This is a genomic window from Methylosinus sp. KRF6, assembly GCF_018887255.1.
Lineage (GTDB): Bacteria > Pseudomonadota > Alphaproteobacteria > Rhizobiales > Beijerinckiaceae > Methylosinus > Methylosinus sporium.
The window spans coordinates 1-13,360 of the sequence record NZ_JAHLJF010000003.1 but is presented as its reverse complement, the minus strand read 5'-3'; the positions used below and the strand labels follow the sequence as shown (position 1 = coordinate 13,360).

Below are 13,360 nucleotides of genomic sequence, written 5' to 3'. Positions count from 1 at the left end.
CTCAGCGTGTCTCCGAAAAGCCGCCGGCATAGGCCGAAGCCCGGGGCGATTGGCGAAAGGCGAGAATTCGGTACGGCTCGCTGTCCTTCGGCAGCGTGACGATGATCGCCTCGGCCGCGGAGGCGAAACCATCGGCGAGCGCGACCGCGATCTCGAGCCGCGCGACGCTGTGATCGGCGGGTTTCGCGTAGCGCGCAGCGGGACCGAGAATGCGTTCGTAATCGGGCGCCTGGAGCGCCCCCTCCGCGCGCGCGCTCAGCAGGCGCTCGATGCGCGCCTCCGTCATTTGCGGCAGCAGCCGGAGCGTTTCCGCCGGCGCTGTCGCGGCGTTCACCGTCGTCTCCCCGAAGACGGTGACATAAGGCGCGACGAGACGCGCATATTCGGTCGGAACGCCGGGAATCCGCGCCAATTGTCCGACATTGGTGAAAATCTGGTCGAACCGTCGTCTTTCCGAGGATTCCGGCTTTTGCGCCTTTGCAGCCGTCGCTTGTGTCGATTCGCGCCGCCGCGAGATCGCCAGCGCCGCAACCTGCGCATCCGGCGCGCCGAGACCGGCGAGCAGGGAAGCGAGCGTCTCGACCGGCGCCTTGTTGATGTCGATGCGGCCGAGCTCGTCGCTGATCTGTACGCGCCCCTCGCCACTCCGAAGCGAAAAGCGCGCCTCGGCCGGAAGCAGCGGCCGGCCGCGATATTTGATCAGCAGATCGGCGCCGGCCTCTATGCCCGCGGCGATCAGCGCCTCGGCCTGGACGCGGTCGCGGTCGACCGCCAGCAGTCCCGCAAAGCTGCGCAGGCCGGCCGAGGCCGCCATGGCGAGCGCTGAGAGCAGCGCGATCGTCCACAAGACGGCGACGAGGACGACGCCCCGCCGCGGGCGGATGCTCCGCACGGGCTTCATGTCGGCGCCCGTCCCAGCGGTGGCGGCGGCGGCTCCGGCGCTTTCTTTGCCCCCGGGAGACATTGCGCTTCGGCGCTCGCGCAGTCGGCCGGCGCGTCGGCGCGCAGCAGGAACTCCGCTCCCGGAGCGAGGCGCTGGCCCGTCTCCTCGTCGCGCAGATCGAGGCGAAAGAGGCGCGGCGGCGCGCTCTCGCCTCGCCAGACGTCCTTCCAGCTCGCAACGCCCTTCTCGACGCGCGCATAAGCGAAGGAGATGTCGAAACGCCCCTCGAGCAGCACGACGTCATCTTTCGCCTGTCCCCGGTCGAGCCCCACGTCCGGGCCGAGCCAAGGCGCGCGCCGACGAACGAGGCGCGTACTCTCGCCGGCGGGCTCGACGGAGAGGGTGACGACCTCCTCCAGCGCCGCCTGCGCGCCGATGGCGCTCGCCGTCACGAAGACGACGCTTTTGCTATCGCCATCGAAAGCGACCAGAGGAGGCGGCGTCTCCGGCTTTTTGCCATTCGCGCCGGGCAATGCGGGCGCCGGCGGCGCTATGGCGCCGGACGGCTTCAGCGCCACATGGCGCGCCGCGCCGAAATCCCGCGACAGACGCTCCATAGCGAGAGCGAAGCGCTCGGCGTCGTTCACGCCGCGCGCGCCATGATCGAAATGAGCGGCGACATGATGGGTGAGCGCCGCCGCCCCGACGATGATCGACGAAGCCACGGCGAGGGCCGCGAGCGTCTCGACGAGCGTGAAGCCGGCGCGGCGTCCTGTCTCTGGCCTGCCTCGCATGTCCCTTCCCCTGCTACGGATCGAGCGCGAGACGGATCGTCTCCGCCGCGACGGATTGACCGCCAGAGCCCCAGGCGACACGCGCCTCCACGCGATAGGCCGACCATTTGCGCCCATCGGCGCCCTCTTTCACCGGCGTCGCGTCCCGGAGGCTCGGCGTCTCGAGAAAGATCGGCTCGACGGCGATGCGCCAGCGATAACCGCCGCTCTCTCCTTCCCGGCTCTCGGGAGGGCCGGCGCGGTCCGAGGGCGCCGCGATGAGCGACCGCAGCAGCTGCTCGGCCACGACGCGCCCTTTGCCCTTGGCGAGCGCCCCACGCGCTTGAAAGAGCTGCGGGCCGAGCGCGGCGGCGAAAGCAGTCAGCAGGGCGAGCGCGACCAGCGCCTCGATGAGCGTGAAGCCGGCGCGACGGCGGGCGTGGTCACGGCGCATCGACGGATACTCTTCCGCTGAACCAATCGACCCGCACCTCATAGCGCGCGCGCTCTTTGGCGAAGGCGAGGACCGCGCCTGTCGAGGCGCCGTCCGGCTCGAAACGCGCGACCCCCTGCAGATCGCCGTTCGTCTGCTCTGCAGCGAGGAGAGCGAGCGACACATCCCGAGGCACGGCGACTATTCCGCCGCTGTCGCCGATCAGCGACCGCGTCGAGACGTCGAGCGCGATATGACGGGGATGGCCGCTCAGCATGGCGCCGAGCCGTTCTCGCCGCAGCAGCGCCGCCGCCTCGAGCGCGACCGCTTTCAGCGTCGGCCGTCCCGAGCCGAAGGTCCATGTGACGACGAGAGCGGAGATCAGCGCGACGATCATCATCACCGCCATCATTTCGACCAGCGTGAAGCCGGCGCGCCGCTCAATGTTCGACATTGGAAATATCCGCCGCCGCGCCGACACCCCCCTCCTGCCCGTCCGAGCCGAGCGAGACGATTTCGTAAGGCGGAACGTGATCGACGGGGAAACGATACAGATAGGGCTTGCCCCAGGGATCATTGGGCAGGCGACCGCCTTTCACATAGGGACCGTTCCAAATGTCCACGCCGCTCGGCCGTTGCACGAGCGCGGCGAGCCCCTCGGAAGAGGCGGGATAACGTCCGACGTCGATGTAGAAGAGATCGAGCGCCGAGGCGAAGCTCTCGATCTGCAGGCGCGCCGTCTTCACGCGGGATTCGCCGAGATAATTGAGCACGCGCGGACCGACGAGGCCGAGGATGAGGCTGATGATCGTGAGAACCACCAGCATTTCGACGAGCGTGTAGCCGGCGCGCGCGCTATTGGGGACGCGACCGAGATCGTGATGCGGCGTGCGGGAGAGTGTCATTGGGCGAGTTCCGTTATGCTGAGAAGAGCGCTCATGATCGAGGTGACGAGAGCGCCGACGAGGACGCTGACGACGACGATGGCCGCTGGGCCGATCGCGCCCATGAGCCGATCGAGCCCAACCCCGAGCCGATGCTCGTAGAATTGCGTCGCATGGGCCGCGATCGCGGGCAGATCGCCGGTCTCCTCGCCGATCCGCAACATGCGGACGGCGAGCGGAGGCAGCAGCCGCGTTTCGGCGAGCGCGTCGGCGAAGCGGCGGCCGCTGCGAACCTGCTCGTGAATCCTGTCGATCGCCGCGGCCGATTGTGGCTCGACCACGACATCGCGCAGGATTTTCAATGTCGTCGGCAAGGGCACGCCATTGCCCAGAAGAAGGCCGAGCGCTCCGATGACGCGCGTCGTGCGCCAATCCTGCATAGGGCCGGCGACGCCGGGAACGCGCCCGAGCGCCGAGATCGCCGCGGCGCGCGCGCCCGGCTGCGAGAAGGCGTAGAGCAGCGAGAGCGCGAAGGCCGCACATAGGGCGAGAAAAGAATAGAGATTGGCGTGCAGCCAGGCGGAGGCCGCGAGCACGAAGGCGACGCCCCCATTCAATCGATCGCCGAGATCGTGAAACACGGGCTCGAACTGCGGAACGACATAGAGCATGAAGAAAAACAACACGAGCAGCGCCGCGCCGATGAGAAAAAGAGGATAGCGAATGGCCGAGCCGACTCGCTCGGAGAGCAGCTCGCGCCGCACACGATCCTCGACGATCGCCGCGAGCACGGCTTGCAGCTTTCCGGAGGCTTCGCCTGCGCGCGCCATGGCGACATAGGCGGGATCGATGATATGCGGATGTCGCTCCAACGCCTCCGCGAAGCTGTCGCCCGAGGAGATCATCGAGCGCAGCGCTGTCGCAAAGCCCTGAATAGGCTTGCTCGCATCTTCCGCCAGCGTCTGCAGGGCCGCGTCCAGCGTGAGGCCTGCGCCGACGAGCAGCGCCAGTTGACGTAGAAAAATGGTGACGTCGCGCGCCGGCGCACGGCCTCCGGCGGAGGCGACGTCGCGCCTCTTTCCCGACGCGACCTCCGCCTCTATGGGCAGATGCCCGAGATATTCGATGCGTCGCAACACGTCTTCGCGGGTCGCCGCTTCGACCTCTCCAGCCACCATTTCTCCCGTTCGCGTCACTGCGCGATAACGAAACTGCGGCATTCAAAGACTCATGGTGACGCGGAAAATTTCGTCGATCGTCGTCAGGCCGGCGCGGCATTTGGCGACGCCGTCCTGCGTCATGGACGTCATCCCCTCGCTTTTCGCGATAGTCTCCAATTCATGACCGTCGACTTTCGGCCCGATGGCGGCCCGCAGCGCGGCCGAAGCCTCGATGACCTCGAAGACGCCTTTGCGCCCGCGAAACCCGGTGAAATTGCACCATTCGCACCCTTTCGGCCGATGCAGAATCTCGCCGGCGCCGAAGCCGAGCGCCGAATAGCGCGCGTCGGCTTCGAGGACAGGCTCGGTGAGCTCGTGCGGCTCCTTGCAATCCGGGCAGAGGATGCGCACAAGGCGCTGGCCGACGACGGCGCGGACGCAGGAAGCGAGCAGAAAGCTCTCGACGCCCATATCGATGAGGCGCGTGATCGCGCCCGCCGCCGTATTCGTGTGCAAGGTCGTCAGCACAAGATGGCCGGTGAGCGCCGCGTGAACGCCGATATGAGCCGTTTCCGCATCGCGCATCTCGCCGACCATGATCACATCCGGGTCCTGGCGCAGAAAGGAGCGCAGCGCAGTCGCAAAGGTCAGCCCTATCCCCGGATGGACCTGCATCTGATTGACCCCGGGGATTTGATATTCGACAGGGTCCTCGACGGTGAGAATCTTGCGAGTCGGCTCGTTGATCTCGGAAAGCGACGCGGCGAGCGTCGTCGTCTTGCCGGAGCCGGTCGGCCCGGTGACGATGATCATGCCGAAAGGCGCCTGCAGCATTCGCCGCAGTATGTCGCCGTCGCGTCGCGAAAGGCCGAGCTCATTCAGCGCGACGACGCCGGCGCCCTTGCGCAGAAGGCGCACGACCGCCCCCTCGCCGTAGAGATTGGGCGATGTCGCGACGCGCAGATCGATCTCCGCGCCGCCGACCACGATGCGCGCGCGCCCGTCCTGCGGCAGGCGCCGCTCGGTGATGTTCAGGCCCGCCATGATTTTGAGGCGCGACAGCAGGCCTTTGGCCATGCTCGCCGGCGGCGCGGGCGCGGGCTTCAACAGGCCGTCGACGCGTATGCGCGCCTGCAACGCCCCGGCGAATGGCTCGATATGCAGATCGGTGGCGCGCTGCTCGACTGCGAGGCGCAGCAGATCATCGAGCGCGCGCACCACGGGCGCGCCGCGCGCGAGATCGCGAAGATCGTCGAGATCGTCGGAGGCGGCTTCGGCGCTCGCCGTCTCTACGGCCTCCGTCGCCAGCGGCTTTTGCGCCGAGCCGAGCGCGGCCTCGATCTCCTCCGGCGTCGCGACCGCGACGCGCACGCTCCGTCCGAGGGCGGTCTCTATAGCCGAGCGCATCTCGTCCTCGAGCGGCGCGGCGATAGCGAGAACCAGCTCGTCGTCATGCACGAAGGGAAAGAGGCGTCCATCCCGGAGAAAGCGCGGCGACAAGAGCGCGCCGCCGAATGTCACGCCGGCGAGCTCGCCGCGCGTCACACGCTCGCAAGAATAGAACTTCGCGAGCTCGTCGGCGAAGGCCGAAGCCGATAGCTTCGTCGCGCTCGCCCAATCGAATTCGGCGGACGCCTCGCTCTCATTGGCGCGCCGGACGGGCTCGAACGCATCGGCCTCGCGAAGCCCGCCCTCATGAGCGAGATATTTCAAGAACGCGTCGCGGGACATCGAATTCACGTCGCCAGCCAATGCAAGATTCTTGCGTAAACGTCATGTGGACTCTATACATAACGAGAAAGAGACGCAAGAAAATTATTGGCGCGGATCTTGCCAGATGAGGCTTGTCGCCGCTTTCGCAAGTCCCGCGTCGATATATAAAAGCTCTATAGTGAGTGTGTCGGAGTGTGTAGAGTGGCTCGTGTTTTCCGGTTTCCGACAGCGCATCCGAGAAAGCTTCTGTTCCTGATCGCGCTCTTGCTGCAGGCCTGCTCGTCCTCCGAGCAATTGATGGGGATCGGTCCCGGCGACAGCGTCGATGTCGCCCGCATGAAAGACTTCTCCGCCTATTTTCCGACGACCGCCTCCGTCGGCTCCCGCCTCGACAAGAGCGCCGCCCGGCCGGTTCTCTATCCCGGCGCGGAGGACGCTTCGCCAAAGCGCTCGCCGGGCGAGGCGCCGACGGAGCCCGGCGTGACCTCGCGCGGCGACGAAATAGAGATGAATTTCGAACAGGCCGAAATTCAGACGGTCGCCAAAGCGCTGCTCGGCGACGCGCTCGGCCTCGACTTCACCATCGATCCGCGCGTCCATGGCGCGGTCACCATCGTCTCCGCGGGACCCATCCCGAAAAAAGACATTCTGCCGACATTCGAAAATGTGATCCGCATGTCCAACGCCGCTCTGCTCCGCGAGGGCCGGCTCGTTCGCATCGTTCCGCTCCCGGAAGCCAATGGCGCGGGGCCGACCACAATCGGTTCCGTGCAACCGGGCTATGGCGTCACAATCATCCCTTTGCATAACACTTCGGCTGTTGCGCTCGCCAAAACGGCGGAGAATTTTATTGCGCGCGCCGGCGCCATCCGCGCGGATGCGACGCGCAATCTTCTTCTCGTTCACGGAACGTCGAGCGAGCGCCGAGCCGTCGTCGACATGGTCTCCAGCTTCGACGTCGAATGGCTGCGCAATCGCTCCGTCGCCATATATCCGCTGAAATCCACCTCTCCCGACAACATCATTCGTGAGCTCGAGCGAATATTCGACACTGGCGAAAACGGCCAGGGCGCCGGAACGGTCGCCTTTCAGCCCATGCCCCGGATGAACGCCGTCCTCATCGTGACCCGCAATCGCCAGCTTCTCGAACGCGCGACCCTATGGCTGCGGAGGCTCGATCGATCCGACGTGAGCGGATCGACTGTGCGCGTCTATCAGCTCGTCAATGGCAATGCGGCGCGCATCGCAAAGATCCTGAACGAGATATTCGTCGGCAAGGGGGCCGGTCAGGCGACCGATTCCGCTGCGAGCCAGCTCGCGCCCGGAACCAGCGGGGCGCAAGCCAAGCTCGACCAGCTTTCGACCGGCAGCAGCTTCTCGGGAAACGCGAGCGCATCGGCGGCCGGCTCGCAGAATAACGCGAGCCAGCAGTCCGCCGCCGGCTCCGGCCGAGGCAATCAGATCGCGGCGGCCTTCGGCAATTTCGCCGAACAGAAAAACGCCGAGAGCGAAGAAAAGAGCAATGGCCTCGGCGCCTCCGGATCGTTGCCCAAGGGCGTGTTCCAAAATGTGCGCATCACGGCCGACAGCGCCAATAATTCCATTGTCGTCTATTCGAGCCAAGACGATTATCTCGTCATCGAGCGGTCGCTGCGCGCGCTCGACAAGCCGCAGCTGCAGGTTTCGATCGAAGCGACGGTCGCCGAAGTGACGTTGACCGACGCTCTGCAATATGGCGTACAATATTATCTCGGCGGTTCTTCGAGAGCCAATGGGTCATTGACGAACGCGACGACCGCCGCGGCCGCGACCTCGTCGTCGACCTCCTCCTCTACGACGGACGTCGTGTCGAATCTCGTCCTTCAACGCGTGTTGCCGGGCTTCAATTTGCTGCTGGGACCGGAGGCCCAGCCTCATGTGGTGCTGAACGCGTTGACGACGCTGACCAGCGTCAAAGTGCTGTCCTCGCCCTCGCTCGTCGTATCGGATAATCAACCCGCGCTCCTGCAAGTGGGCCAGGAAGTCCCGATCTCGACAGGCTCTGCGACGGTTCTGTCGACCTCCAACACCATCGTCAACTCGATCCAAATGCGCGACACCGGCGTCATTCTAAAGGTGTGGCCGCATGTGCATGCCGATGGCGTCGTCCAGCTCGAGGTCGAGCAGGAAATCTCCAATCCGGTGAATACGAGCCTGACCCCGACCATCTCGCAGAGGCGCGTCCATTCGACGGTCTCGGTTCGAAGCGGGCAGACAGTTCTGCTCGGCGGCCTGATCAGCGAGCAGGAAAACCACACCAAGGATGGCATTCCGGGCCTTCGGCATCTCACCTATCTCGGCGATCTCTTCGGCAGCACGACCAAGAACAAGGATCGCTCGGAAATCATCATCTTCATCAAGCCGCGCATTATTCGCGACTCGCTCGACGCGCAAGGAGTCGCCGAGGAATTCCGCTCACGCCTCGACATGATGCGCAACGCGCCTTTGGTCGTCAACGGTAACGATACGACGCGAATTCGCAAGTGAGGTCCGACGCCGCGACATGCCTGCCGGATACGGAGTTCGCCCTATTCCCGCCCCACGCCGAATGGTTGTCGAGTATGCGCCAAAGCGGAGCCAGCTCTGAACGCCGTCGGTGGATGCGCCGGAAATTTCCTCGGGCGCTTTGCATGAATCTCACGGAGCACCTCCAGCGCGTCGAGGAGGGCGTCGCCGAATAGCAGCGAAGTCGCCTCTCGGCCGAAAGTCTCGACGTGTTTCACTCCCTGGCGCCGGCCGACGGGATCGTTATGCGCTGTCAACGACACGGGTTTGAGCGCAGCGGCGACGATAATCGGCGACGGCGCGCGCGATCGGATGCCGTCCGAAAGCGAGAAGCGATCGCGGAAGCGATCGAGCTGCTTGGGATCGATGGCGTGAACGCGGAAACCTCGCTCCATCAAGCTTTCCACGATGGGGCCATGCGGAACTTCGATGGCGACCATCACGGCCTCGGGCGGCGTGCCGGTGGTGTCGAACATTTCGGAATTGCTTCAGGTACGTAATCTGTGCTACGTAATTTCGTTAATGAAATCCGTATTGTTTTTGGAATAGTTATAGGTTTCGCCGATCTACTTTGTAATAATTCTTCTTCTAGACAGAGCGGAACAGAGCTGTCCTTCGCCGCCGCCGCACAAGAAGAGCGCGGCACAGCCCGCCCGACGCCATGCTCCGACAAAGCGCGTGGGACTCGACCCTGCCCGAGGTCATCTCTCAGACCTACGGAGGCAAGCGATGGCTGAGACGGGGTAGGCTTCGGTTTGTCGTTCGAACCGAAAGGAGCCCCGAAGATGCGCCCGATTGTGGATCAAGCGCCCGTGGCCGTCGCTCTGGATTACGATAGCACGCTGATCGGAGCATTGGAGTCGAGTTCGAAGAAATGGATTGTCGCGGTCCAAGTCCCGGGCTCGCGCAAGCACACGAAATATGTCGTCGAGCCGAACGCGCCGGCTCTGACGACGCTGCTCGAGACGTTGAAAGCGCGCAGCGTTGCGGCCGGCAAGGCGCGCTCGACATTCGCGAGCACTAAACCGACACCGCCGGCGCCATATGATCTTTCATCCGCTTCCCTTCCTCATATTTAAACTGCAATACTTCTAAACTGCTTTCTATAATGCTTCCAATCACGCCATTGACGCATTGACGGGCTTCGGCGCGTGATCGATGCTCGGGCAAGATCGATGATACTCAACAACTGCAAGCGCCCGGCTCGCCAAAATTCGCCTGCTAACCAATTTTGGCTCAGAATATTGAAACCTCATGGCTCGCTAAAAGCTCACTGAGTTAGTGTTCCGGCGACTCAGCCGAATTTAACACTGCTATTTTACCCGTTAGACGGAGCACCAAAATGATTCCGAATCTCTATTCTTTCGTCGGCGATACGCCTCTCGTGGAGTTGGAGGTCCCTTTCGGTGGCGCGGAAATCAGGCTGTTCGCCAAGCTGGAAATGTTCAACCCCGGTGGCAGCATCAAGGATCGGCCGGCGTCGTTCATGATTCAGCAAGGGATCGCTGACGGAAGAATCACCAACAGCACTCATTTGGTCGAGAGTTCCTCTGGGAATCTTGCCATCGCGATCGCAATGATCGCACGGCAAATGAAACTAGAGTTTACGGCCGTCATCGATCCGAACGTCACGAAAAATAACCGCGAGCTGATCGAGATTTATGGCGCCAAAATCGAGTTCGTCGACGAGAAGGATGTAGAAGGAGGCTATCTGCAATCACGAATTCGTCGCGTGCGTCGACTTCTGGACGAATTGCCGAACGCAGTCTGGCTGAATCAGTACGCCAATCCAGACAATCGACGCTCTCATTACGAAGGCATTGGAGAGGAAGTCGTACGAGACATGCCAGTCGAGCCGACACACGCTTTCATCGGCGTCAGCACATGCGGAACGATCATGGGAGTGGCTCGTCGACTGCGGGAAGCATGGCCGGCTATTCGTATCGTTGCCGTCGATGTCGTGGGCTCCGTCATATTTGGCTCCCCGGGCGGACAGAGACGACTTCCGGGCATCGGCGCCAGCCGTGTTCCCGAGCAGCTCGACACATGCGAGATCGACGAGGTCGTCTATGTGACCGATTGGGAGTCCATGCAGGGTTGTCATAGGCTCGTTCGTGAAGAGGGACTGCTCGCGGGCGGTTCCTCGGGCTCGATTATCGCAGCGATCGAAAAAATGGTCCCCCGCCTCCCGCACGACGCCGTCATCGTCACGGTGCTGCCCGATCGCGGCGAGCGCTATCTCGACACTGTCTATAATTCGAATTGGTTGCCCGAGAACGAGCGTGCGCGGCGACCTCTTCACGACTCTCACAGAATTCTCGCCAAGACATCCAGACCGCAAAGCGTCACCCAGTCTTAGCCGAACACCCAAAAGCATCTTTTCCTTCCTGAGGTCTTCATCGATGAACACTTTCGACATCGTCCGGCATGCGCCGGCGAGCGCTCATGCGTTGCGTTTTCTCTCCCGCGCCGACATCGCGTCTCTCGGGGGAAATCACTCGGGGCTCTACATGCAGGCGGTGGAAGACGGCTTTCGACTTCACGCCGCAGGTGACTATGCGCAGCCGCTTAAGCCCTACTTGCGCAGCCCCCGTTCCTCCCATATCGCCGACCGCATCATCGCCATGCCCGCCTGGATCGGCGGCGACGATCCTATCGCCGGAATAAAATGGATCGGATCGAAGCACGACAACCCCTCGGCCAGGTCCATGGAACGAGCCAGCGCGGTTATCGTCCTGAACGACGCCAACACGCATTTTCCGATCGCAATTCTGGAGGCGGGTCGGATCAGCGCTCTACGCACCGCCGCGGTGACGGGCGTAGCCTGTCGCCACCTCGCCAAGCAACAATTTCGTCGAGTCGCGATCATCGGATGCGGCCCCATCGGACGCACGCAGATCGAGATGTTCTGCGAGCAATTCCCATACGTTCGAGAGATCCGTCTTCACGACGCCCACGCCGTAAACCTCAGCGAGGGAGTTCAATGGGCGCAGACGGCGTTTCCCGAAGTAGAGTTCGTGCGTTTCGAGCGTCCTCGCGCCGCCATCGAAGGCGCGGATGTGGTGGTTACCTGCACAGTAACCGATCGGCCGTACTTGCCATTCGAGTGGCTTTCGCCCGGAGCATTCCTCGCCAACGTCTCCATCATGGATGCAGAAAGGGACGTCTTCCTGAGGGCGGATAAGGTCGTCGTCGACGACTGGGATCAGTCCAATCGCGAGAAAAAGATCATCAATCAGCTCGTCGAGGCCGGCTCATTCTCGAGGCAGCAGCTGTATGCCGAACTCGGCGAGATCGTCGTCGGCTCCAAGCCGGGCCGCGAGAACGGCGAAGAGATCATTCTGCTCAACCCGATGGGGATGGCTATCGACGACATCGTCTGTGCGCGAGCGATCCTGCGACGCGCCGAAGCAGGCGACGTCGGAACAATGCTCGACTTGTTCTGAGGTCGATCATGCGCCAGCCGCCCGCCGCCGCCGATCCTGTGCTCACAGAACTGCTGGAGCTATTGTGGACAGAGGATATCGCAGGTTTTCGCTCGCGAATTGTAACCGAAGCACGAGACGGCCGCGTGTCGGGCCGCTTGCGTCTCGGTGAGATCGAATTGTCGGCTACGCTCGATTGGGACGGCTGGCGCGAGGAGCTTCGGCCATCGGCGGTCTTCGCAGAGTCCGCTGAAGGCGCCGCGCGGCTGGATGCGAAAGATCTGTTGTGGATCCTTCTTTCGGCTTTGAGAGATCTCGACCTGGCTACACTCGATCGCACGATGCGGCAGCTCGACGAGAGTATTCGTAATTCCGAGCTTTTGGAGAGAGCCGCTCTTCTTCTCGAGGAAGACTGCAAGCTCGCCCTCGAGAAGAACAACAGCTGGATATGGGAAAGACTTGCCGCGTGGCGCGACAGGCCTTTCCACCCTCTCGCGCGCGGCAGAGGGGGCTGGGAAAAAGACGAGATCGAAACCTATGGCGCGGAATTCGGACGGCTATTCGCGCTGCGTTGGTGCGCCGTGTCACGCGACCATATCCGGAAGTCTCCCGCTATGGACCGACGAGAGCCCGCGGATATCATCCTGGCTCCATCTCAGGTGGAGGCCTTGACGGAGGAAATGGCGCGATGCGGCCTCGCGGAGACCCATATCGCATTTCCCGTTCACCCTTGGCACTTGGAAGCCGCCGCGCCTTTGGAGTTCGGTCCCGAACTTGCTTCGGGCGAGATCGTCATTCTCGGTTTCGTCGGACCCCTCGTTAGCGCGACGTCGTCGTTGCGGACGGTCGCGATCGCTTCGACTCCTCATCGCCATGTCAAGCTTCCATTGGACGTCTACACGCTCGGCGTACGACGTCTCATGAGCGCGCAATCGCTCCACAACGGCTTGCTCGCGGCCGCCCTCCTGGAGGAGGCCAGCTCGCGCAGACCGACCATTGCCGCTCGTGTGCGGATCGCGGATGAAGCTCGGTTTTGGACGTTCGACGAAGCGTCGCGCGACGTCTTCTCGCCGCGCTCCGCTGTTCTCGGTTGCGCAATCCGTGACTTTCCTCTCCTCGCCGACGACGCGACATTCGTTCCGTTGGCGAGCTTTTCGGTCGCGCCGTGCGCTGGACTGCCTCCGGCGATCGAACAGGCCCTCGGACTTCGGTCCGGAGTGAGCATCGAAGCCTTTCTCGAGGAGCTGTTCACGCTCGTTGTCGGCTTCGCCGTCGAGGCGCTGCAGTGTGGATTCATCCCCGAGATGCATGGCCAGAATGTTTTGATCGAGCTGATCCGAGGGCAGCCGGTCAGAATCTTGCTGCGCGATCACGACACAGTGCGTTGCCTGCCGGAATGGCTGAGAAGAGTGGGTCTTCAGCCGCCGGCCTATCTGATCAAGGACCCGCGCCGGGCCACCATGCTCCTTCAGAGCCCGGAGGAACTGATAGTGTTGATTTCCACTGAGAGCTGACCCAGGCAGCACGAGTTTTTCCACCGAGAAC

At 63.2% G+C, this 13,360-nt stretch carries 13 protein-coding genes; 5 read left to right on the top strand and 8 right to left on the bottom strand.

What is annotated here, in order from left to right:
- Position 1: 1 nt before the first annotated feature.
- The 7 genes from KP010_RS20630 to KP010_RS20600 are packed head-to-tail and all read right to left on the bottom strand — an operon-like array spanning position 2 to position 5,864.
- Positions 2-901, bottom strand: a complete 900-nt coding sequence (locus KP010_RS20630) for a type II secretion system protein GspK (protein WP_166143753.1) — start codon at positions 899-901, stop codon at positions 2-4.
- Positions 898-1,677, bottom strand: a complete 780-nt coding sequence (locus tag KP010_RS20625; protein WP_185966435.1) for a type II secretion system protein J — start codon at positions 1,675-1,677, stop codon at positions 898-900. The genes KP010_RS20630 and KP010_RS20625 overlap by 4 nt, the downstream gene beginning before the upstream one ends.
- Positions 1,678-1,690: 13 nt before the next feature.
- Positions 1,691-2,110, bottom strand: coding sequence for a prepilin-type N-terminal cleavage/methylation domain-containing protein (locus KP010_RS20620; protein ID WP_142862084.1), 420 nt, complete (start codon positions 2,108-2,110; stop codon positions 1,691-1,693).
- Positions 2,100-2,543, bottom strand: a complete 444-nt coding sequence (locus KP010_RS20615; protein WP_142862085.1) for a prepilin-type N-terminal cleavage/methylation domain-containing protein — start codon at positions 2,541-2,543, stop codon at positions 2,100-2,102. The genes KP010_RS20620 and KP010_RS20615 overlap by 11 nt, the downstream gene beginning before the upstream one ends.
- Positions 2,530-2,994: a type II secretion system major pseudopilin GspG gene (gene gspG / locus KP010_RS20610; protein WP_109027219.1), complete on the bottom strand. Its 465-nt coding sequence runs from the start codon at positions 2,992-2,994 to the stop codon at positions 2,530-2,532. Before gspG ends, KP010_RS20615 begins: the two co-directional genes overlap by 14 nt.
- Entirely contained in the window at positions 2,991-4,193 is a 1,203-nt protein-coding gene (locus KP010_RS20605; protein WP_246659754.1) for a type II secretion system F family protein, read from the bottom strand. The genes gspG and KP010_RS20605 overlap by 4 nt, the downstream gene beginning before the upstream one ends.
- A complete protein-coding gene (locus KP010_RS20600; RefSeq protein ID WP_142862086.1) occupies positions 4,194-5,864 on the bottom strand; it encodes a GspE/PulE family protein in 1,671 nt (556 codons plus the stop codon). It abuts the gene before it with no gap.
- A gap of 183 nt (positions 5,865-6,047) precedes the next feature.
- Between KP010_RS20600 and gspD the strand changes: the two genes are divergently transcribed.
- Complete coding sequence (gene gspD / locus KP010_RS20595; protein WP_246659755.1) at positions 6,048-8,372, top strand: type II secretion system secretin GspD; 2,325 nt, start codon at positions 6,048-6,050, stop codon at positions 8,370-8,372.
- Positions 8,373-8,413: 41 nt separating this feature from the next.
- Here the strand turns inward: gspD and KP010_RS22925 are convergent, their stop codons facing one another.
- Positions 8,414-8,866: a hypothetical protein gene (locus tag KP010_RS22925; protein ID WP_246659756.1), complete on the bottom strand. Its 453-nt coding sequence runs from the start codon at positions 8,864-8,866 to the stop codon at positions 8,414-8,416.
- 309 nt (positions 8,867-9,175) lie between these two features.
- Between KP010_RS22925 and KP010_RS20585 the strand changes: the two genes are divergently transcribed.
- The 4 genes from KP010_RS20585 to KP010_RS20570 all read left to right on the top strand — a co-directional run bounded on the left by KP010_RS20585 (position 9,176) and on the right by KP010_RS20570 (position 13,329).
- Positions 9,176-9,469 carry a hypothetical protein gene (locus KP010_RS20585; protein ID WP_142862087.1) on the top strand — a complete coding sequence of 98 codons (294 nt, stop codon included), beginning with the start codon at positions 9,176-9,178 and terminating at the stop codon, positions 9,467-9,469.
- A 263-nt stretch (positions 9,470-9,732) separates the two neighbouring features.
- The gene (sbnA, locus tag KP010_RS20580; RefSeq protein ID WP_142862088.1) at positions 9,733-10,749 is read left to right on the top strand and encodes a 2,3-diaminopropionate biosynthesis protein SbnA; all 1,017 of its coding nucleotides are present in this window, start codon (positions 9,733-9,735) and stop codon (positions 10,747-10,749) included.
- A 43-nt stretch (positions 10,750-10,792) separates the two neighbouring features.
- The gene (gene sbnB / locus KP010_RS20575) at positions 10,793-11,836 is read left to right on the top strand and encodes a 2,3-diaminopropionate biosynthesis protein SbnB (RefSeq protein WP_142862089.1); all 1,044 of its coding nucleotides are present in this window, start codon (positions 10,793-10,795) and stop codon (positions 11,834-11,836) included.
- A gap of 8 nt (positions 11,837-11,844) precedes the next feature.
- Complete coding sequence (locus KP010_RS20570) at positions 11,845-13,329, top strand: IucA/IucC family protein (protein ID WP_216281573.1); 1,485 nt, start codon at positions 11,845-11,847, stop codon at positions 13,327-13,329.
- Positions 13,330-13,360: the final 31 nt, after the last annotated feature.

What these genes read in the sequence shown, in the direction of transcription:
- KP010_RS20630 (WP_166143753.1), bottom strand. Translation starts at nt 901, where the DNA reads ATGAAGCCCGTGCGGAGCATCCGCCCGCGGCGGGGCGTCGTCCTCGTC.
- KP010_RS20625 (WP_185966435.1), bottom strand. Translation starts at nt 1,677, where the DNA reads ATGCGAGGCAGGCCAGAGACAGGACGCCGCGCCGGCTTCACGCTCGTC.
- KP010_RS20620 (WP_142862084.1), bottom strand. Translation starts at nt 2,110, where the DNA reads ATGCGCCGTGACCACGCCCGCCGTCGCGCCGGCTTCACGCTCATCGAG.
- KP010_RS20615 (WP_142862085.1), bottom strand. Translation starts at nt 2,543, where the DNA reads ATGTCGAACATTGAGCGGCGCGCCGGCTTCACGCTGGTCGAAATGATG.
- gspG (WP_109027219.1), bottom strand. Translation starts at nt 2,994, where the DNA reads ATGACACTCTCCCGCACGCCGCATCACGATCTCGGTCGCGTCCCCAAT.
- KP010_RS20605 (WP_246659754.1), bottom strand. Translation starts at nt 4,193, where the DNA reads ATGCCGCAGTTTCGTTATCGCGCAGTGACGCGAACGGGAGAAATGGTG.
- KP010_RS20600 (WP_142862086.1), bottom strand. Translation starts at nt 5,864, where the DNA reads ATGTCCCGCGACGCGTTCTTGAAATATCTCGCTCATGAGGGCGGGCTT.
- KP010_RS22925 (WP_246659756.1), bottom strand. Translation starts at nt 8,866, where the DNA reads ATGTTCGACACCACCGGCACGCCGCCCGAGGCCGTGATGGTCGCCATC.
- KP010_RS20585 (WP_142862087.1), top strand. Translation starts at nt 9,176, where the DNA reads ATGCGCCCGATTGTGGATCAAGCGCCCGTGGCCGTCGCTCTGGATTAC.
- sbnA (WP_142862088.1), top strand. Translation starts at nt 9,733, where the DNA reads ATGATTCCGAATCTCTATTCTTTCGTCGGCGATACGCCTCTCGTGGAG.
- sbnB (WP_142862089.1), top strand. Translation starts at nt 10,793, where the DNA reads ATGAACACTTTCGACATCGTCCGGCATGCGCCGGCGAGCGCTCATGCG.
- KP010_RS20570 (WP_216281573.1), top strand. Translation starts at nt 11,845, where the DNA reads ATGCGCCAGCCGCCCGCCGCCGCCGATCCTGTGCTCACAGAACTGCTG.